Below are 19,656 nucleotides of genomic sequence, written 5' to 3'. Positions count from 1 at the left end.
AAGCTTCTACAAGCACTCCGTTCGACTTGCATGTGTTAGGCATGCCGCCAGCGTTCATCCTGAGCCAGGATCGAACTCTCTTGTTTAAAATTTGTTTCCGTTTTTTACCGGACTCTTTAGTCCTTTTGAATTTAGGTTTCCCTATTCTTGATTGGTTTTCAAGGTTTTCTTCGTACTGTTTAGTTATCAATGTCCGTGTTGTTTTTTCCTATCTCAAAGGACAGCTTGTATATACTATCATGCTGTTTTTGTATTGTCAAGAACTTTTTTATTTTATTTTTTATCGTTCTTGCGACAGCTCTAAAATTATATCTCATTAGCTTTCATTTGTCAAGGATTTTTTTAACTTTTTTTCTGCAACTGTCTCAATAATTATTATCTCAACTATTGCTTATTCTATCTTTCGCAGATAGTTTAAATATTATATAGTGCCTTTTCGAATTTGTCAAGCACTTTTTATCTAACTGTTTTTTCTCTCAAACAGCTTTGCTATTGTATCGCGATATCTGTTTGATGTCAAGACTTTTTTCTTTAATTATTTTAAATATAAATTTAGCATTTTCCATAGGTGTTGCTGCAAGTGAACTTGTACTGGTAAACTTAATTTGTAACATCCTGTTCGGATAATACATAATATCAATTATATATAGAAAAGGCCAACTATAGCCACATGTTGCAATAAAGATTTCAAAATCAAAGTAGTTAGAGTCTATTTAGGATAGGATTGTTCTATGTGTGAACTTTCAGCAGACTACTATACTCCCAATATTCCCTTCAACGGTTGGATAAGGTTATATGTTTGTTTTTTCTGCATCACCTTTTCCCTTTATTTCTTTCTCCGCGTGGATATAAATATATCTCTGTTTTTCTACATCAACCATTCCTTTTATTTCCTTCACCAAAGGGATAAATTGAATTCCGATATTGTAGACGATGAGAGCGAATAGAGCAGCCACAAGAGAATGGAATTACTTTTATACAGAAAAATATTTTTTGAGGACGAGGAATATGAGTGATAAAACTTTCAAAATTACCAGTGTGAGTGAAGAATCCCGGTGAATATTTCTGTGTTACGATGAATGGGATGTAGAGGAATCGGATTCATTTATCGAGTTGTTAAAGTTGGTTAGAGCTGATCTGAAGGGTGATTTTGTTGAACAGGCACAAATTAGCACCTCTTCTATATTTACTATTAGATGTCACAATCTTATGGTATTAAGTCAGTAAAGTGGACCCCGAAAGTGCGTTTCTATTGACTTAAGACCATGATTTTAACGCACAAGGTATAGATAAAGCGAAAGTATTACTGAATTTAACATTTGCTATGCAAAAGAAAAACTCTAATTGCATGGATTAAGGCTCACATAATCAAAGTATTAAACAGCGAAATTAAAGAAGCTTAATAATAAGAGAGATTGACTGCACTTCCTTGCTGAAAAGCAGAAATTTACCATTAATGTGGTCGTTGATTGCTAGGTAATGAAACTCCTGATTCAAACACATTTACACCTGTAACTCCAAAATCCAAAAATGATGTACGATTACAGGCTACGCTTGGCAATCAGAACTCCACGGGCTGGCCGTGAGAGCAGTCAGTAGAAATAGAACCGGAGTATTAAATGAGTTAAAGGCTTAGGTTTAGAATAACAAGCTTCCCCTTATTAAGATTAGTCTGGATTTTTATACATTAATTCCGATATTGTAGACGATGAGAATGAATGTAGCAGCCACAAGAGAACGAAATTACTTTTATACAAAAAAATATTTTTTGAGGACGAGGAATATGAGTGATAAAACTTTCAAAATTACCAGTGTGAGTGAAGAATCCCGGTGGATATTTCTGTGTTACGATGAATGGGATGTAGAGGAATCGGATTCATTTATCGAGTTGCTAAAGTTGGTTAGAGCTGATCTGAAGGGTGATTTAAAAGATTTGGGAATGAATAGATATACTTTTAATAATGATCCATTAAAGCTTATTTACCAGTGGGATTCGATATTTGGAATAGTGGTTGAATATCAGGATAATAAAAATGCTGCGCTTGATTATTTAAATCGGATAATATCTATACCTTAAGTGAAAAAGTAAATGCTAGTTTACAATCGTAGTTACAAGCAAAATCAAGCGTTTAAAAATTCATTTTAGGGAAGATTTAGGACGTAGTACATCAAGTATCACAAGAGAAGTAAAACAAAATCGCATCAAAGTGAAAATGCCTTACACTATGGGCAGAGATTGCATTTATACATCAACTTGTGCCAAGAAAAATATGTGCGATGAAGAGTTTTGTAACCGTAAATGCAGACTTTGTATGAAGGTCGATTGCACGAAGATATGTGACAGGGTCAAGAACCATGAATATCCTAAATATCTTAAATCACCTTTTGTATGTAGTACTTGTAGTGAAAAGAATAAGAAAAAATGTATTTATGACAAGTATTATTACATTGCAGAGAAAGCTGATGCGAAAGCTAAAGCAACGCAATCAGAGTCTAGAGAGGGAATAAGACTTACACAAGAGGAACTACAGACCTTGGATGAAATTTTGTCACCATTAATACGTCAAGGGCAGCCATTATCTCACATATGTAATACACATGCGGATGAGATAAAAGTTTCTGAAAGAGGCATCTATAATTACATAGAAGCCGGAGAGCTGACAGTATGCAATCTTGATTTACGTCGTAAGGTGAAGTACAAAAAACGCCGTAAGAAACATACTGAAATTAAATGCAATAAGTTTAATTATCGGAAAGGCAGAACCTTTGAAGATTTTAAAATGTATATGGAAGAACATCCGGATACACCTGTAGTTGAGATGGACACAGTTCGAGGTTTAAGAACGAAGGAGCAGGTACTTTTGACCATCATGTTCAACGCGAATTCAGTAATGCTAATGATACTACTTGAACGCAGTGTAAGCAATCCCCCGCTTCAAAAGCGTAAGCTTTAAGCGGGGGTATAAGCTTACTAGTGTCAGAAGGGGTTAAAGCCCCTTCTGACAGGTAGCACAAAGTGCCACTGCGTTCATGAGGAAGTAGCGAAGCGGATTCCGAATGTCCGCTTTACGATGAAAAAACGGATGAAGTTATCGCTGTCTTTGATACGTTAACGAAAGCCCTTAGCATTAGACGTTTTAGAAAGCTTTTTTCCAGTGATACTTACTGATAATGGCAAATGTTTTAAAAACGCTTTAGAGCTTGAGTATACAAAGAACGGTTCTCCAAGGACAAAGATCTTTTATTGTGATCCACAAGCCTCATGGCAGAAACCTCACATTGAAAAAAATCATGAGTATATACGCTATGTTATTCCTAGAGGTAAGACCTTCAAAGGTTATACACAGGAAGACATGACGCTAATCACAAATCATATCAACAGTACTATTAGAGCAGGACTTAACTATAAAAGTCCATATGATTTAGTGGAAACTGAAGATATGAAAAAACTGTTGGAAGTACTTAACATGTCACCAGTCGCCGCAGACGAGGTTTGTTTAAGTCCAAAATTACTTAGAAAATAGGAAGGAAAAGCAGATAGTTAATCATCCATAAGTAGTACTAAGTGGATTGCATTAACTTTTGCAGAAGGAAATGCAAGCCGCTATTTTGGTATACAAACAATTAAGCCTTTTTCAACAGTTTTAATCGGTTTATATCACATAAAATACCACAAAAATTGAAAATACAATCTTTAATGTATTAGAAATACCTTCTGTTTTACAATGAGTTTTTCATTTGAGAAAGAAAACAGCAACGGCCTGGAGGTGACGAGATGACAGTAAAAGAAGCAAGAAAAATTGTACAAGAGTTCTCAGATAATACTAAGATAGTCACAGATGAGGATTTCTTCATGTTTGTAGAGGCAATGGATTTTCTAATTAACGAAGAACACAGACCTCAGGACATGATGTACTTGGGCGGAGTTTATTATGAGATGAAGCGATTCGACCTGACGCTGAAATATTATGATATGGCTTCGACCTATGATTATGACGAAGCTTATGAATGCCTTGGATATATCTGGTATTACGGTCGTATCGGTGAGCGTGATTACAAAAAGGCTTTTGAGAATTTTTCAAAGATGCTTTAATTGGTGATGATAAACTTACAACTATCTATGATGACCTTTATGGTTTTGAGGTAATTGCGTAATGAACGATATAATTAGAGTAAAAAATATTTCATATGACAGATATGAAGAACTTCTTATTCGCAGGGATGTTATTAAAAAGGAGGCCTTCCAGTATGAGCGTGCTTATGTACGCGAGTTTGGAGATTTGATTCTTGAAATCTTCCAGATGAAACTTGAGTGTATTAGAAAGAAAAAGACAATTGAGTTTTGCCAAGCTGCGACCAATCATGGACAATCAGTGGAGCAGAATCAGTTGCAGGAATATTTGCAAAAGGAACTTGCAGCATTTAAAGCTCAACTAAATGAAATGATAAAGGATGCCGAAGCTGCAAAAAATACCAGCCGGATTACAGAGGTTGATCTGCTTAAGATTAAAAAAATCTATCACAAGATTGTGAAACAGATACATCCAGATATCAATCAATCCAATGGTTGAGAAGTCTGAAACACTTAAGGAGTTATGGCAACGCGTTATTGTAGCTTACAACTGCAATGACCTTAAGTTGATGCAGGAAACAGAAATTCTCATAGCAAAAGCCTTGGAGCAAACAGGAAATGAAACTATTGAAATTGAAATTCCTAATATTGATGAAAAAATTAAGGAGCTTGAAGCTGAAATTATTAAAATCAGAGAAACTGATCCATATCAGTATAAGTTCCTGTTAGAGGATCCAGAGGCAGTTGAAGAAAAAAAGAATTCTTTGAAGGAAGAGATGGAATCCTACGAAGAATATGCAAATCAGTTAGATGAAATCCTCAATGGATTGCTAGAGAAAGAAGTGAGCTTTACATGGCGAATGAACTAACAAAGAAGGAAGAAACGATGGTTTCTCTTGTGAAGGGAAACGAACTTGGCAATATCATAAAGCCATTGATAAAGGAAATACATTTGTTTGATTCTTATATTGCAGGTACAACACACCTGGATGATAAAACTGTTTTAGAGCAGATTAAAACAGGGGATACGCTCGCCTTGCAGCGTGAAAATAATAAGCTCGACAACAATGCAATTCTTATTCTTAATGATGAAAAGAAGAAACTGGGCTACGTTCCTGAGAAGGACAATAATATTTTTGCAAGGCTTATGGATGCCGGAAAACTTCTTAAGACCAAAATTACAAAGATTGTCCACAAGGGCAGCTTTAAGCAAATTTCTGTTGGAATATATTTGGTAGATTTTTAGGTGGCAAAGATTATCCTGATTATGATATCTATTTGAAGGTTTGTGTATTCTTGGCACATGAGATGGTTAATACACAGGATTCAAAGTAGACTAAAATTTTTCTATTTCAATTTCAAGTAAGCGAAAAACATTGGCAACCAGGTATCCGTCCGCTATTGCATGATTTAATCGGACCGATACCGGCATCATCAGGCACCCGTTTTCGTTACGATATTTGCCCCAGTTTATTATTGGCATGAAATACAAATAACCGTCCGGAAGCTCTATGTTCAAGGAATCATAGGATAACCAGGATATGTATGATGCATCAAACCAGTTAGGATGGCTTTCCATATCCAAACAGTACTCTTTGCTATGTTTTGCTTTTTCAATGTCTTCAGCTGCTTTTTTGTAAAATGTCTTATAATCCGGATAAAAACTTGAATAAACCGGAGTACAAGTCTCGGTATCATCGTGAAAAATATAATGGGTCGGATTTATCCTGTCATAGCAAATCAATTCGTCCGTCTGCCACAAATAAGCCATTTTATAGTCATCACGAGAGTTTAATACCTTAGAAAGAATATATAAGAAATTGATGTAAAACTTACTTCCATTTTCCTTTGAATAACGAGCAAGGTTTGTGACATCAATTCTTGCAGTTATAGAGGTTGAACATTTGCAATCTTGTGTGAAATGTCTAAATACACCTTTCCGATAATAGGTTTCCTTATTTATCACCTTGTAGTTCATCATTTATTCTCCCCATAATAATTCTTAGCTATAGTTACAATAATTATTTTACAACAATATATTACAAAATCCAATTTGTATTTGGTTTGTATATATACTGATTTAAGGGTTAATCATTACCACCGACTTAGCCATTGGTTTATTCTGAAGCTATAAGCCCTTTTTTAGCTTACTTCTAAAACACAAAAAGAGACTGTCCACAAAAACAGTCTCTTTCCTATTTCCATATTAACTTAATAACTTTCTATTTCCTTGCCGCAATGTAAAATATTGGGGTAGGGTTATAAAAAATATCTTTTGTAAGATATATTTTGGAGCTTATTTTAAAATCCACGGAAACTGAACTTACTCCACATTCCTGTAATATACTTATATCCCAGGCAGGTCTTGAGTGAAAACTGATAGGCAGTAACTTTGTTATGGCTTCGTTTTCTACTGCCATTTCCCGGGTCACTGTGTTGTGTGCATGATCGTGTGGAAGTTCTTTCGATTTCTCGGTTCTATCAACGCCATAGTTTGCATCAAAATTTAAAAGAATGCCGTCTTTTTTCAGTACACGAATCCATTCCTGGTAGGCTTTTTGAGTGTGTGGCAGGGTCCAGGTGAGGTTTCTTGAGATTACCACATCAAAGCTTTCATCTGCAAAGTCCAGATTTTCTGCATCCATCAACTTAAATTCACAATTTTGCTTTTCCTCTGCTGCAAGCAATCTGGCATTATTTAACATTTCCGGTGTTAAGTCAATACCTGTACAGTTGTGTCCTTCTTTGGAGAGCAAAATTGTGAAAAATCCTGCTCCACATCCTATATCAAGAATTTTTAAAGGTTTATCCCCATCAATGTTCTTATTTATTTCATTAATCCAACGCTTTGCGATATCGTCATGCAATTCCTTTCTTCGTTGTTCCAGAAAACTTTCGCTACGCTTTGTCCAATAATTTACTACTCTGTTTTTTATGTCGCCTTTTTTGGCTTTTATCATGAACATTGGGGTAGAAGCACAGCTTATCTTTTCTTCTTCTGACCATACCACCTGCCAGATATTTGCATCTGTTTCAACCTGGCTAAAGCCTATGATTTCTAAAATATAGCTGTCCCAGGCTGGTCTTAGTACCTTTGTTAAAGGCACTTCCCTGGCGATTTCTTCCATTTTCAGGAAGTTTTCTCCTACATTACAGTCATATATTCCCTCTTCACAGGAGCGGTTTCTGTCTTCTTCAAATTCCTGTCTTTTTTCTTCATCGTAAAGGTAGGTATACCAATTGGCGTCGAAGTTAAGTAACATTCCATCCTGTTCAAGAATCCTAAACCACTCACGATATGCTTTTTCAGGATGGCGAAGATTCCAGGTGACATTTCTTGATACTACAACATCAAAGTACATGTCTTCAAACTCTGTTTCTTCTACATTTCCCAGAACCCAATTTACTGATTCCGCGTATTCTCCCACATTTATTTTTGCTTCTTCAATCATAGCTTCCGTACAGTCAAGTGCCGTAACCTTATATCCACATTCACTAAGAAGTTTTGTAAAAAATCCAGGACCTGAACCGGCATCCAAAATCTGTATTTCTTCAGGTGTTTTATTTGGAAAGTTCTCTGATATGGCATTTTTAAGAGTTTCTTTCCAACTTATATATCTTGAATCGTTTAATTCGTCCCTGTTGTATTCCGAATACCCTTTTGCCCTATCACTCCAATAATCATGTATGCTGTTCATTAAACTTTCCATTAAATAAATCCTCCGTGTCTAATATGTTGCTTCTCATTAACCTTCCCTACTATATCTTAATATCTTAATGCTCCACAAACAAGCTACCGGGGGGGATATAAAAAGCAATAAAAATGACAATTTAAACCATAAGTCAAGAAGCCGTCTGACTCATAAATAAAATTACAAGTCAGACGGCTTCTCATAAATATTTAAATATTCTTTTTTAACCCAGATTTTCGAGTTTTTTTACACCGATTGTTTTTAACCAGCAATAAAAACCAGCTGCTACGACCACTTCCAGTACGAGGCAGGCTACCATTACCATTTTCATTTCAATTACCTTATTTAAAAAGTAAATGATACCTCCAAAAGCTGCCACAAAAGCCATTCCTCCAAAGAGAGCAATAAATGCGTTGGCACTTTGTTTCAGGGCTGCCTGCTCTGAAGTCCAGTTGAAATTAGGCAATAATATTCCAAAGGTCATTCCAAAAAAGGTTATCAATATGGCAAAGAAAGCTGTGGCCAAAATCATAAATGCATAATTAAAACCTTCTAATCCGGCTTCTCTTCCAAGAAATACAGAAGCAAATAAACCTGCTACAAGGGTAAGTCTAATTTGTACTGAACATTTTGCTTTTATGATTTGCCAGGTGCTTACCGGTAATGAGCGTAATATCCAAAAGCATTTTCCCTCCATGGAAACGGAAGGAGCTGCTATATCACTCATTGAAACAAAAAAGCAAAGTACTGAAGTCATTATCAGACTTATCATCTGTTTTCCTTCTTCACTTCCACCTGTCAAAGAGGTAAATTCTCTTATTATATCCGGTTTTATTATGGCTGTTGCCCCTACCACAACAAGGAATAATACTCCTAATCCGCAGTTTAACATATAAGAAGCACTTCTTGTAAATCTTGCTAACTCTTTTTTGTATAAAGCTGTGGCTACTGATGAGCTTTTAACTGTTTTTTCATTATAGGCAACTTTCTTTTCACCTTTATTTGTTGTCATTATTTTTGTGTAATTATTTACCATTATCTTATAAACCACAAGCATTATTACAATGGTAACACCAAGTACAAGACACATAGATGAAACATTTCCTGTGGCACAGCTTCCAATTACATACAACACTTCTGCTTTTTCTTTAATTTCGGCACCGATTGCTGCTGCATTTTTCAAAAAGTCATTAAGGTAGGCTGCTGCCTTAAAATATACATAATAATAAGCTGCAAAAAATACTAAAGCTATTATTACTGTAATTATCGCTTTGCTCTTAAGTTTCTGGCTGATAACGGCTACTCCATATCCCAAAATACAGGATAATATTAATACGAATATTGATATTGCAATTAAAGCCGCTATTGCACCTATGATGTTGGAAGCTGTAAATCCGTCTGCTATCATATAAGCTACTGCAGCCGGAATAAAGGATAATAATTCATAATAAAGAGCAGTTAAATAGACTCCTCCAAGTCTTGCAGTCATGATTTCCTGTGGTTTTAAAGGCATTGATAATAATAATTCATTATCTTTTGCCAGGTATACTGTTGAATAGGTATTAAAGACACTTCCGAATACACTAAGTATTATTGAAAGCATTCCCATTAACAAATAATAAAACCAGCCCATGTCAATATATGAGAATACTCCTGCACAAAAAGTTCCTAATCTAAAGAACATTGCCGCTAAAAATAATGTTATAAAAAGCATAAATAAGCCATATCCGATTATTCCAACAACACTTCGTCTTTTACCGTTTTTCTGATTTTGGTATAGGGATGCCCACACCTCCATCATTTGTTTTTTTACTAATACTCTTATCAATTTATACAACCTCCTGTTGTCCGGTTGTCTTATCTTGTGCTATCTCTAAGAATACATCTTCCAAAGAAGTATTTCCTTTTACTTCCTCCATTGTTCCTGACATGATAAGCTTTCCGTGATTAATTATTGCAACTTTGTCACAAAGTTTTTCTGCCACTTCAAGAACATGGGTGGAAAAGAAGATAGCTGCCCCTTTATCACAGACTTTTCTCATTATTTCTTTTAAAAGATGAGCGGCTTTTGGGTCAAGTCCTACAAACGGCTCATCCATTATTATGAGTTTTGGCTGATGAATAAGAGCTGAAATCAATGCCAGTTTTTGTTTCATACCATGAGAATAGGAACTGATTGCGGAACCAAGGTCTCCTGTTATTTCAAATATATCTGCATATTCTTTAATTCTTTCTTTTCTTTCGTTTACATCTACTTTAAAAATATCTGCAACAAAATTAAGGTATTGTGTACCAGTCATAAATTCATATAAATCCGGATTATCCGGAATATAGGCAAGAATGGACTTACATTGTGTTGGATTTTCTTTTACTGACATCCCATTAATGTAAATTTCTCCTTCTTCAAACTGTAAAATACCACAACAGGATTTTATCGTTGTTGTTTTTCCGGCTCCATTGTGTCCAATAAAACCGTAGATTTCTCCCGGGTGAATGTGGAGACTGATATTATCAATCGCTTTTTTATCACCGTATTTTTTTGTAACGCCTTCAATTCGTAACATTTTTTCTCCTCCTATTTTTGAATTTGGAATTTTTCTTATTATCCCTAAAGGAGTTTTACAAAAACTCCACCAGTGATTTTAATATTATATTATTTTCATACAAAAATTTCAAAATTTCATTTTCGCTGATTTGATTTAGCAGCATGTGACTAAATGACGTTTTGTAAGTTAGGTATATTACTAAAAATATTATCCATACAATTATTACACCAAATATCAAACCTACCAGGGCTCCTCCCAAGCGGTTAAAGGTATTTATAACCGGAAGTTTTGCAATCAAATCCAAGGCATTTACCATAATAGACAAAACAATTCCTATTATTATCATTGTCAAAAAGAATGATATTATATTTACTATGGTTTGTGAAATACTTTTTGCCAGAGATGCCTTTATTTGGTCTTCTTTGTTTTCTATTTGTGTTTTTGCGTATTTATCAATATCTTTTGTATTTTTTATATTATCCAGAAGTCCTTCCACTATATTATCCGGAATCCAGTCCTGATTTTCCAAAATATATCTTGCTGCTGATTCTTCATCACCTATAGGCGTTAAAGCCGTCTCTTTATCTAAATATTTATAACTTAATTCATAAACTTCAGAATATAAAGGTGTATTTTCAAGAAGCAGATTGCTGATATAAGGTGAAAGCACCGTGGATAATGCTATTGTTATAAATAATGAGGCAAATTTAAAAACTGTCAGAATCAGGCCTCGACTAAGGCCTATAAGTCCTGACAGCACAATTATCCCCATTATTATCATAAAAAATAAGTTCAAAACAACCTCCTGTCTACCTTAACGAAATCTTTTGAATACTGTCCCGGGTCACCAGCAGATAATTTGATACCGGTAACAAGGTTTTAACTGAGAGAATGTTATATAAATTATCCTCAAAATCATATGAGAATTTTAATTTTCCGTTGTTTCTGTATATTCTTACAGATGTCGAATTTTTGGCAATAATTGTATTTTTGTCAAATTCTATGGCGTCAAAGTTTAAATCTGTATTAAACTTTGATTTTTCTTTACCATCTGCATTATAAATGACTATAGTGCCACCATTTTCATGGTTCTTTGTTGCGATTCCAAAATTCTTGTCTGAATAAAAAATACTGCTTACTTCTTTATCCAGGTCTATTTTCAACAGTTCCGTAGGTTTTTCAGAATTGTTATATATTATTATCCTGTCATCCCCGAACATTACTGCATTGCCATTGGACATAAATTCTATATCAGGAATCATTATCCCCCGATAGGAATAGGAGCTTACAATGTTATCAATTTCGCTTTTTCCTACGGAATCAAAATTGTAAAATGCCACATTTGTCTGCATCTGTCCGGTAGTTATATAAAGATATGAAACCGCCAGCATTTTTCCATCATAGGACAAATCTATATCCATTGGAAATCCGCTTTTTTTCATTTGTACGGTTCCCTGGGCAAGAAGAGTTCCCTCTTTATCATAATAGGTAAGATATTTTTTATTTCCATCATCTAAAACAGCAATTACTGTTCCTACGGAACTTACTTTAAGCTGTTCTATTTCCATGGAAACCTTTATGGTATTAATGTTTCCTGAGGAATCTATGACAAAAATTTCTTTTCCCTGAGAATCTGCAATGCATAAATATCCGCCACAGATATCAAGCATGGGTGATTGCATATCATAAGCCTGGGACCAAAGACTGTTTCCGTCAGAACCAATGCCCTGTATTCCGTCATTGTTATACATTATCAGGTCATTTCCAAACATCTGATATTTGTCAGTGGAGGATACGCTTTCATCATCAAAGGTTTTGATTACGCTATAGCCCTTGTAGGATACTTTTGAAAGATAAATTAGACATGCGACAAAAAGACATAACAAAAGAATAGCCGGTATTATTATTGCCAGCCTGAGATTTTTTCTTTTTCTTTCCATTCTTAATTGATTAAGTCGGTTTTCATAATCTTCTGTTTCTGTCATTTTATAGCCCTTTATATCCCTCTATATTTGATATTAAGCAGATATATAAAAATACCTGCTTAATATTTTTAAATATGTTATTTATTTAACCATTCTTTTACTTTTTTAGCAATGCTTTCTGAATCTAATCCGTATTTTTTGATAAGTTCTAAAGCCGGGCCTGATTCTCCAAAAACATCATTTACACCTATTTTAAGTACCGGTGCCGGCATGTTCTCGCAAAGTACATCACATACTGCACTTCCAAGACCGCCTACTACTGAATGTTCTTCAACAGTAACTATTTTTCCTGTCTTTTTAACTGCATCTACAATAATGTCTTTATCTATTGGTTTAATAGTGTGTATATTTATTACAGCTGCATTTATTCCCTGAGTTTCAAGGATTTTGGCAGCTTCAAGGCTTTCATTTACACATAAACCTGTAGCTACGATAGTAACATCTGTTCCTTCTTTTAATGAAACTCCTTTTCCGATTTCAAATTTGTAATCAGGATTATCATTAATAACAGGAATAGCAAGACGACCAAAACGCAAATATACAGGACCGTCATATTCAAAAGCTGCCTTTACTGCTGCTCTTGCCTCTATGTCATCGGCAGGATTTATTACTACCATTCCCGGAATGGTACGCATAAGGGCAATGTCTTCATTACATTGATGGGTAGCTCCATCTTCACCAACAGAAATACCTGCATGGGTAGCTCCAATCTTCACATTTAAATGAGGATATCCAATGGAGTTTCTAACCTGCTCATAGGCTCTTCCCGCTGCGAACATGGCAAAGGAGCTGGCAAAAGGAACTTTTCCCGTAGCAGCAAGACCAGCTGCTATTCCCATCATATTTGCCTCGGCAATACCACAATCTATATGTCTGTCCGGAAATTCATTTTTAAATATACTTGTTTTTGTAGCACCAGCAAGGTCTGCATCAAGCACTACTAAATTATCATGTTCTTTTCCAAGTTCAACTAAAGCATTTCCATAGCTTTCTCTTGTTGCAATTTTCTTTATTTCTGACATAATGCTTCACCTGCCTTTTTTAAATCTTCCATAGCTATCTTAAATTCTTCATCATTAGGAGCTTTTCCATGCCATCCTGCATTATTTTCCATAAAGGATACGCCTTTTCCTTTTATACTTTCTGCAATAATAACACTTGGCTTATTTTTTGTTCTTCTAGCCTGAGCAAAAGCACCTCTAAGTTCTGCAAAATCATGAGCAGATACATTTATTACATTAAATCCAAAGGCCTTGAATTTCTCATCAATAGGATATGGTGAACATACATCTGCAATATTTCCATCTATCTGAAGGCCGTTGTTATCAACTATAAGAACAAGGTTATCAAGTTTTCTGGAGCCTGCAAACATGGCTGCTTCCCAAACCTGACCTTCCTGAATTTCTCCGTCTCCCAAAAGTGAATATACTCTGTAATTTTCATTGCTCATTTTAGCTGAAAGAGCCATTCCCACTGCTGCGGAAACTCCCTGTCCCAATGAACCGCTGGACATGTCAATTCCAGGGATGTGTTTCATATCCGGATGTCCCTGAAGATATGAACCTACTTTTCTAAGAGTCTTTAAATCCTCTACAGGGAAAAATCCTCTTTGTGCCAATGTGGCATATAATCCCGGAGCAGTATGTCCTTTTGAAAGAACAAACCTGTCTCTGTCTGCTTTTTTAGGATTTTTAGGATCAATATTCATTTCTTCAAAATATAAATATGTAAAAATATCTGCTGCTGAAAGAGATCCGCCCGGGTGTCCGCATTTAGCAGCGTGGACAGATTCAATTATTCCTTTTCTGACCTCAAGAGCCACTTTTTTAAGTTCTTTAATATGCATATGTTACCTTTCCTCCTTAAAGTATGGTACGTCCTTCTAACGCTCTTAAAAGCGTTACTTCATCAATGTATTCCAAATCTCCGCCTACAGGCACTCCGCTGGCAATCCTGCTTACCGTCACACCTGCCGGTTTTAACAGCTTGCTTATGTACATCGCCGTGGTTTCTCCTTCAAGACTTGAGTTTGTTGCGATTATTACTTCTTTTATATTGTCTTTTGATATCCTTGCAATTAATTCTTTTAAGCGGATATCCTCAGGTCCAATCCCTAACATAGGGGAAATGGCACCGTGTAAAACATGATAAACTCCTTCAAATCTTCCTGTCTTTTCATAGGCTGCCAGATCACGGGTATTTTCAACCACCATTATGGTTTGGTGGTCTCTATCTGAATTTGAACATATGGGACAAAGCTCACTGTCTGTTAATGTCCCGCATTCTTTGCAATATCTGACATTTTCTTTTGCATCTATAATAGAGGCAGAAAGTGTCTTCACCTGTTCTTTTGGCATGTCTAATATGTGAAATGCCAGCCTTGCAGCTGTTTTTGTGCCAATGCCGGGAAGTAAGGATAATTGATCTATCAATTTTGCGATATGTTTACTATAATATTCCATTTATATTACCATTAAAACTTAAAGCCGCCACCTAAGCCTGCTGTAAGTCCTGACATGGATTTATTTGAAAGCTCATCAATCTTTCTAAGGGCTTCGTTTGTAGCAGCCATAATCATATCTTCTAACATTTCAACATCATCAGGATCTACGGCATCCGGATCTATTTTAATTTTTGTAACTTCTTTTTTACCGGAAACTGTCACCTCTACAGCACCACCGCCTGCTGTTGCTGAAACTTCTTTACTTTCAAGCTCTTTAGCAGCTTCTTCCATCTGCTTTTGCATCTTTTGAGCCTGTTTCATTAAATTATTCATGTTTCCTGGCATTCCACCTGGAAATCCACCTCTTTTTGCCATTTTTTATATCTCCTTTCAAAAAGATGTTTTAATCATCATATTGGATTGTTTCATTTATTAATTGTTCAATTCGTTCCTCCAAAAGGTCGCTTTGTTGAACATTTGCTTTTTTTACAACAATTTCTATATCCTGCCCGCAAAAGTCTTTTAGGGCATTTTTTAGCATTTCCTTTGGTTCTGAACGATTGATAAAACCATAATTATAATCATCATTATAATATAAAACCAATCTTTCCATATCATCAGTACCTAAATTTGCATTTCTAAGATGACCTCTGACGGTAGGACTGTTTATTTTTCTGGTTATCTGTTCCCAGTTTTGATAAATATTATTTATCACTGAATCAAGAGAGACTTTTGTTTTAACAAAATCATGGTCTGCTTTGCTTTCATCTAAAGTCTCTTCTAATGAATCTTCCTGCTTATGAATACTTTCTTCCAGTTTTTTTTCAACAGGCTGAATGGGAGGGGCTTGTGCGCCAATGGATATTTTACCGTTTTTAATATCCTCCTCAAGCTTTTGAATTCGGTCATTTAAGGCAGCAAGACTATCTGTTCTCATAAAAGGAACGCTTACCTTTATGATAGTCATCTCAAGAATTATCCTTTTTTGAGTTGTATTCTTTAAATTTGAAGCTACACGGGAAAATTCTGTAATTAATTCCATTAATTTATCATATTTAATAAATTCGGATTCCTGCTTAAGGGACTGAAGATTTTCTGTTGACACATCTATAACATCTTCAATTCCGGGTGCAGTCTTTATTAACATCAGGTTTCTCAGATACCAGGTGAATTCATTGACAAACTGTAATATCTCTTTGCCCTTTAAAACAATTTCATTTACTATCTCCATGGAAATGGATACTTCTTCTTTTAAAATGGCATTTAACAGTCTTGAATAAACTTCCGTATCTACCGCGCCTAAAACCTCTAAGGCATCATCATATGTAATAAGCTGCCCCATGTAAAAGGAAGTACACTGATCCAAAAGGCTTATGGCATCACGCATTGAACCATCTGCTTTTCTTGCAATGTAATTTACTGCCCTTTCTTCTATCTCTACCCCTTCACTGTTGCAAAGTTCAAGTAGTCTTGCGGCTATGGTAGCTATGTCAATTCTTTTAAAATCGTATCTTTGACATCTTGAAAGAATGGTAGCCGGAATCTTTTGGGATTCTGTAGTTGCCAGAATAAATATTACATAGGATGGCGGCTCCTCCAAAGTTTTTAAAAGAGCATTAAAAGCCCCTGTGGATAGCATATGCACCTCGTCAATTATGTAAACTCTGTATTTTCCCTGGGTTGGTGCATAAGCAATCTCTTCTTTGATGCTTCGGATATTTTCAACTCCGTTGTTGGAAGCAGCATCTATTTCTATAATATTCATGGATGAACCTGAAAGTGCCGCTTTACAGGAAGGACACTGATTACAGGGACTTGCATCCACCGGATTTTCGCAATTGACAAGTCTGGCAAAAATCTTTGCTATAGTTGTCTTTCCGGTTCCCCTGGTGCCGCAAAAAAGATATGCATGGCCAATCCTGTCTGTCTTTAGTTGATTTTTAAGAGTTCTTACTATATGTTCCTGACCTTTGACATCCTCAAATACCTTAGGACGGAATTTTCTGTATAAAGCAACATATGACATTTTCAAGGTATCCTTTCAATCCAAAAGATTCATTTTTTGTGCATACAGAATTTATTATAACACGAAAGAGCCAATATAGGCAATATCAGTGGTAATATTGCTTAAAATCAAATCTTTTACTTGCGTTTTTTTATTGTAATGTTATAATACAGTAGTGGTTTTTCGCAATTTAAACATAAATTGTTAATACGGAGATGTATCGAAGTGGTCATAACGGGGCGCACTCGAAATGCGTTTGCCTCTTTGAGGCACGTGGGTTCGAATCCCACCATCTCCGTTTCTTAAAGCCATTATTCTTGACAAAAACCCTTTATCTTGGTATAGTTATAGCTAATTTGTCCCTGTAAACGCAAGTAGTTGCGTTTTTTTTATGTCTGTTGCCGTTTTTTTCATTTGGCAACAGCCCGATTCATATGATAAAAATTCAGAAAGGATACAATATGGAATCTATAAAATTTGACGAACTTGGATTAAGAAGTGAAATCGTTCGTGCTGTTACAGAAATGGGCTTTGAAGAAGCTTCTCCTATCCAGGCTCAGGCTATTCCTGCTGCTTTGACAGGTATAGATATTATAGGTCAGGCACAAACCGGAACAGGAAAAACTGCCGCTTTCGGTATACCTGTTTTACAAAAAATAGACCCTTCTAATAAACACATCCAGGCTATCGTTCTTTGTCCCACAAGAGAACTTGCTATCCAGGTAGCCGATGAAATCCGTAAATTATGTCGTTATACCCACGGTATTAAACTTCTTCCTGTATATGGAGGTCAGGATATCGTTAAACAGATTCGCTCCCTAAAAGGTGGAATCCAAATAGTTATCGGTACTCCGGGTCGTGTAATGGACCACATGAGAAGACATACAATAAAAACCGAGCATGTTCATACTGTAGTTTTAGATGAGGCAGATGAAATGCTTGATATGGGATTTAGAGAGGATATTGAAACTATCCTTGAAGAAACTCCTGAAAGCCGTCAGACTCTTTTATTCTCTGCCACCATGCCAAAAGAGATTATGGCCATTGCAAAAAAATATCAAAAAAATGCAAAGCTTGTTAAGGTGGTTAAAAAAGAGCTTACTGTTCCAAATATAGATCAATATTATTACGAAGTTAAAAGGAAAAATAAGGAAGAAGTTCTTTCAAGACTTCTTGATATATATTCACCAAAACTTTCCCTTGTATTTTGTAATACAAAACGACAGGTTGACGAGCTTGTAACCGCTCTTAAAAACAGGGGATATTTTGCGGAAGGTATCCACGGTGATCTTAAGCAATCTCAGCGAGACCGTGTTATGAACAGTTTCAGAAAGGGAAATACTGATATTCTTGTAGCTACAGATGTGGCTGCCAGGGGAATTGATGTAGATGATGTTGAGGCTGTATTTAACTATGATTTACCACAGGATGATGAATATTATGTACATAGAATCGGTCGTACCGGAAGAGCCGGACGCACCGGTAAATCTTTTTCTTTTGTAAGTGGAAAAGAAATTTATAAACTTAAAGATATTCAGCGTTATTGCAAAACTAAAATTCTTGCTCAGCCTATTCCTTCCATGGATGATGTTACTGAAATAAAAGTTGAGAAGATTTTAGACCAGGTAAGTCGTATCATTGAGGAAGAAGATCTTACTTCTACCATTGAACTTATCAGTAACAGAATTAATGAAGAAGATTTTACAGCAATGGATATTGCGGCTGCCTTCTTAAAACTTGCCATGGGCTCTTTAAACAATAACGAAAGTGATGAATATACTGATTTTGGCGATACCGGTGCAGAAGCAGGTATGGTCAGACTGTTTATTAACATTGGAAAGAAAAACGCCCGTCCTAAGGATATATTAGGAGCTATCGCCGGAGAATCCGGTATGCCGGGAAAATTAGTGGGAACCATAGATATGTATGATAAATATACTTTTGTTGAGGTTCCAAGGGAATATGCAAAAGAAGTATTAGCGGCAATGAGCCGTTGTAAAATCAAAGGAAAATCCATTAATATCGAACCTGCTAATCCAAATCCAAGATAAATTATTTATATTTAACGGAAACTGTACATTATCAACTTTTGTACAGTTTCTTTTTCTTTAATAGTCTCCTCTTTTTGTAAACTTTTTTCTTCAAATTCACCTTTAATAATATTTTTATTTAATTAATTTATTTTATAGTATTTTTCACATTTTTTACATGTATAGCCTGTAATTGTATGCTATAATTTCACTTATTGATACATTATATTAAACTATTTATTTAATTTTAAAAACTCTCTGCTTTTTACGGGATTTTGTCGTAAAGTTTTTAAATTAAATTCTGGTTTAATTAACGAAAGGAGATTATATTATGAAAAAATTTGTTTGTAGTGTCTGTGGTTATGTACATGAAGGAGATCAACCTCCTGAAAGATGTCCTCAATGTAATGCACCTGCCAGCAAATTTAAAGAGCAAAGCGGTGATATGACCTGGGCATCAGAACACGTTGTAGGAGTTGCACAGGGCTCAAGCGATGATATTATGGAGGATTTAAGATCTAATTTTAACGGAGAATGTTCTGAGGTTGGTATGTATTTAGCTATGGCCAGAGTTGCTTTTAGAGAGGGTTATCCTGAGGTAGGTCTTTATTATGAAAAAGCTGCCTATGAAGAAGCTGAACACGCTGCTAAATTTGCAGAGCTTCTTGGGGAAGTTATCACTGACAGCACAAAGAAGAATCTTGAACTTAGAATCGATGCTGAAAACGGTGCTACTACAGGAAAAACTGATCTTGCAACCAGAGCAAAGAAAGCCGGATTAGATGCTATACATGACTCTGTTCATGAAATGGCAAGAGATGAAGCCCGTCATGGCAAAGCCTTTAAAGGACTTTATGACAGATATTTTGGAAAATAATGTTGC

The 19,656-nt window shown here is 35.5% G+C and carries 20 protein-coding genes, 1 tRNA gene and 1 rRNA gene; 10 read left to right on the top strand and 12 right to left on the bottom strand.

All coding sequences use genetic code 11. From position 1 onward, the window contains the following. Nucleotides 1-86 (bottom strand): 16S ribosomal RNA (locus tag BM153_RS07650); the annotation flags it as partial. 1,697 nt (nt 87-1,783) lie between these two features. On the opposite strand from BM153_RS07650, the gene BM153_RS07645 reads away from it, so the two are divergent. The 7 genes from BM153_RS07645 to BM153_RS07615 all read left to right on the top strand — a co-directional run bounded on the left by BM153_RS07645 (nt 1,784) and on the right by BM153_RS07615 (nt 5,318). Then, complete coding sequence (locus BM153_RS07645) at nt 1,784-2,077, top strand: hypothetical protein (protein ID WP_092872376.1); 294 nt, start codon at nt 1,784-1,786, stop codon at nt 2,075-2,077. 148 nt (nt 2,078-2,225) lie between these two features. Continuing rightward, nucleotides 2,226-2,954, top strand: coding sequence for a hypothetical protein (locus BM153_RS07640; RefSeq protein WP_177205612.1), 729 nt, complete (start codon nt 2,226-2,228; stop codon nt 2,952-2,954). Between the two features lie 201 nt (nt 2,955-3,155). Beyond that, nucleotides 3,156-3,524: a hypothetical protein gene (locus BM153_RS07635; protein WP_092872372.1), complete on the top strand. Its 369-nt coding sequence runs from the start codon at nt 3,156-3,158 to the stop codon at nt 3,522-3,524. 251 nt (nt 3,525-3,775) lie between these two features. Next, on the top strand, nt 3,776-4,093 hold the full coding sequence (locus BM153_RS07630; RefSeq protein WP_092872370.1) for an SEL1-like repeat protein: 318 nt from the start codon (nt 3,776-3,778) through the stop codon (nt 4,091-4,093). Nucleotides 4,094-4,154: 61 nt separating this feature from the next. Further along, nucleotides 4,155-4,571, top strand: a complete 417-nt coding sequence (locus BM153_RS07625; RefSeq protein ID WP_092872368.1) for a hypothetical protein — start codon at nt 4,155-4,157, stop codon at nt 4,569-4,571. Further along, entirely contained in the window at nt 4,564-4,941 is a 378-nt protein-coding gene (locus BM153_RS07620) for a hypothetical protein (RefSeq protein ID WP_092872365.1), read from the top strand. Before BM153_RS07625 ends, BM153_RS07620 begins: the two co-directional genes overlap by 8 nt. Continuing rightward, the gene (locus tag BM153_RS07615) at nt 4,926-5,318 is read left to right on the top strand and encodes an HIRAN domain-containing protein (RefSeq protein ID WP_092872363.1); all 393 of its coding nucleotides are present in this window, start codon (nt 4,926-4,928) and stop codon (nt 5,316-5,318) included. Before BM153_RS07620 ends, BM153_RS07615 begins: the two co-directional genes overlap by 16 nt. A 90-nt stretch (nt 5,319-5,408) precedes the next feature. Here BM153_RS07615 and BM153_RS07610 read toward each other — a convergent pair whose 3' ends face one another. The 11 genes from BM153_RS07610 to dnaX form a co-directional block, all read right to left on the bottom strand. Next, on the bottom strand, nt 5,409-6,053 hold the full coding sequence (locus BM153_RS07610) for a CatA-like O-acetyltransferase, family 3 (RefSeq protein WP_330392043.1): 645 nt from the start codon (nt 6,051-6,053) through the stop codon (nt 5,409-5,411). Nucleotides 6,054-6,294: 241 nt separating this feature from the next. Continuing rightward, a complete protein-coding gene (locus BM153_RS07605) occupies nt 6,295-7,782 on the bottom strand; it encodes a class I SAM-dependent methyltransferase (protein ID WP_092872359.1) in 1,488 nt (495 codons plus the stop codon). A 205-nt stretch (nt 7,783-7,987) separates the two neighbouring features. Further along, complete coding sequence (locus BM153_RS07600) at nt 7,988-9,592, bottom strand: hypothetical protein (protein ID WP_092872357.1); 1,605 nt, start codon at nt 9,590-9,592, stop codon at nt 7,988-7,990. 1 nt (nt 9,593) lies between these two features. Next, nucleotides 9,594-10,328 (bottom strand): ABC transporter ATP-binding protein, encoded by a 735-nt coding sequence (locus BM153_RS07595; RefSeq protein ID WP_092872355.1) that lies wholly within the window; start codon nt 10,326-10,328, stop codon nt 9,594-9,596. Nucleotides 10,329-10,383: 55 nt separating this feature from the next. Then, on the bottom strand, nt 10,384-11,106 hold the full coding sequence (locus tag BM153_RS07590) for a CvpA family protein (protein WP_143088285.1): 723 nt from the start codon (nt 11,104-11,106) through the stop codon (nt 10,384-10,386). Between the two features lie 13 nt (nt 11,107-11,119). After that, nucleotides 11,120-12,295, bottom strand: a complete 1,176-nt coding sequence (locus BM153_RS07585) for a DUF5711 family protein (protein WP_092872351.1) — start codon at nt 12,293-12,295, stop codon at nt 11,120-11,122. Nucleotides 12,296-12,372: 77 nt separating this feature from the next. Continuing rightward, nucleotides 12,373-13,317: a transketolase family protein gene (locus BM153_RS07580; protein WP_092872349.1), complete on the bottom strand. Its 945-nt coding sequence runs from the start codon at nt 13,315-13,317 to the stop codon at nt 12,373-12,375. Next, on the bottom strand, nt 13,305-14,141 hold the full coding sequence (locus BM153_RS07575; RefSeq protein WP_092872347.1) for a transketolase: 837 nt from the start codon (nt 14,139-14,141) through the stop codon (nt 13,305-13,307). Before BM153_RS07575 ends, BM153_RS07580 begins: the two co-directional genes overlap by 13 nt. 16 nt (nt 14,142-14,157) lie before the next feature. After that, nucleotides 14,158-14,757 carry a recombination mediator RecR gene (recR, locus tag BM153_RS07570; protein WP_092872345.1) on the bottom strand — a complete coding sequence of 200 codons (600 nt, stop codon included), beginning with the start codon at nt 14,755-14,757 and terminating at the stop codon, nt 14,158-14,160. Nucleotides 14,758-14,768: 11 nt separating this feature from the next. After that, on the bottom strand, nt 14,769-15,113 hold the full coding sequence (locus BM153_RS07565) for a YbaB/EbfC family nucleoid-associated protein (protein WP_092872343.1): 345 nt from the start codon (nt 15,111-15,113) through the stop codon (nt 14,769-14,771). 28 nt (nt 15,114-15,141) lie between these two features. Beyond that, nucleotides 15,142-16,764 (bottom strand): DNA polymerase III subunit gamma/tau, encoded by a 1,623-nt coding sequence (gene dnaX / locus BM153_RS07560; RefSeq protein WP_092872341.1) that lies wholly within the window; start codon nt 16,762-16,764, stop codon nt 15,142-15,144. Nucleotides 16,765-16,954: 190 nt separating this feature from the next. Between dnaX and BM153_RS07555 the strand changes: the two genes are divergently transcribed. The 3 genes from BM153_RS07555 (at nt 16,955) to BM153_RS07545 (ending at nt 19,650) form a co-directional block, all read left to right on the top strand. After that, nucleotides 16,955-17,041: transfer RNA gene (locus BM153_RS07555), tRNA-Ser, on the top strand. Between the two features lie 163 nt (nt 17,042-17,204). After that, the gene (locus BM153_RS07550) at nt 17,205-18,794 is read left to right on the top strand and encodes a DEAD/DEAH box helicase (RefSeq protein WP_092872339.1); all 1,590 of its coding nucleotides are present in this window, start codon (nt 17,205-17,207) and stop codon (nt 18,792-18,794) included. 310 nt (nt 18,795-19,104) lie between these two features. Next, on the top strand, nt 19,105-19,650 hold the full coding sequence (locus tag BM153_RS07545) for an NADH peroxidase (RefSeq protein WP_092872337.1): 546 nt from the start codon (nt 19,105-19,107) through the stop codon (nt 19,648-19,650). Nucleotides 19,651-19,656: the final 6 nt, after the last annotated feature.

The organism is Acetitomaculum ruminis DSM 5522 (genome assembly GCF_900112085.1).
GTDB lineage: Bacteria > Bacillota > Clostridia > Lachnospirales > Lachnospiraceae > Acetitomaculum > Acetitomaculum ruminis.
This window is presented reverse-complemented; position numbering and strand designations above follow the sequence as displayed.

Bases quoted from the DNA above. Each gene is read 5' to 3' on its own strand.
- BM153_RS07645 (WP_092872376.1), top strand. From the start codon at position 1,784: ATGAGTGATAAAACTTTCAAAATTACCAGTGTGAGTGAAGAATCCCGG.
- BM153_RS07640 (WP_177205612.1), top strand. From the start codon at position 2,226: ATGGGCAGAGATTGCATTTATACATCAACTTGTGCCAAGAAAAATATG.
- BM153_RS07630 (WP_092872370.1), top strand. From the start codon at position 3,776: ATGACAGTAAAAGAAGCAAGAAAAATTGTACAAGAGTTCTCAGATAAT.
- BM153_RS07625 (WP_092872368.1), top strand. From the start codon at position 4,155: ATGAACGATATAATTAGAGTAAAAAATATTTCATATGACAGATATGAA.
- BM153_RS07620 (WP_092872365.1), top strand. From the start codon at position 4,564: ATGGTTGAGAAGTCTGAAACACTTAAGGAGTTATGGCAACGCGTTATT.
- BM153_RS07615 (WP_092872363.1), top strand. From the start codon at position 4,926: ATGGCGAATGAACTAACAAAGAAGGAAGAAACGATGGTTTCTCTTGTG.
- BM153_RS07610 (WP_330392043.1), bottom strand. From the start codon at position 6,053: ATGATGAACTACAAGGTGATAAATAAGGAAACCTATTATCGGAAAGGT.
- BM153_RS07605 (WP_092872359.1), bottom strand. From the start codon at position 7,782: ATGGAAAGTTTAATGAACAGCATACATGATTATTGGAGTGATAGGGCA.
- BM153_RS07595 (WP_092872355.1), bottom strand. From the start codon at position 10,328: ATGTTACGAATTGAAGGCGTTACAAAAAAATACGGTGATAAAAAAGCG.
- BM153_RS07585 (WP_092872351.1), bottom strand. From the start codon at position 12,295: ATGACAGAAACAGAAGATTATGAAAACCGACTTAATCAATTAAGAATG.
- BM153_RS07580 (WP_092872349.1), bottom strand. From the start codon at position 13,317: ATGTCAGAAATAAAGAAAATTGCAACAAGAGAAAGCTATGGAAATGCT.
- BM153_RS07575 (WP_092872347.1), bottom strand. From the start codon at position 14,141: ATGCATATTAAAGAACTTAAAAAAGTGGCTCTTGAGGTCAGAAAAGGA.
- recR (WP_092872345.1), bottom strand. From the start codon at position 14,757: ATGGAATATTATAGTAAACATATCGCAAAATTGATAGATCAATTATCC.
- BM153_RS07565 (WP_092872343.1), bottom strand. From the start codon at position 15,113: ATGGCAAAAAGAGGTGGATTTCCAGGTGGAATGCCAGGAAACATGAAT.
- dnaX (WP_092872341.1), bottom strand. From the start codon at position 16,764: ATGTCATATGTTGCTTTATACAGAAAATTCCGTCCTAAGGTATTTGAG.
- BM153_RS07550 (WP_092872339.1), top strand. From the start codon at position 17,205: ATGGAATCTATAAAATTTGACGAACTTGGATTAAGAAGTGAAATCGTT.
- BM153_RS07545 (WP_092872337.1), top strand. From the start codon at position 19,105: ATGAAAAAATTTGTTTGTAGTGTCTGTGGTTATGTACATGAAGGAGAT.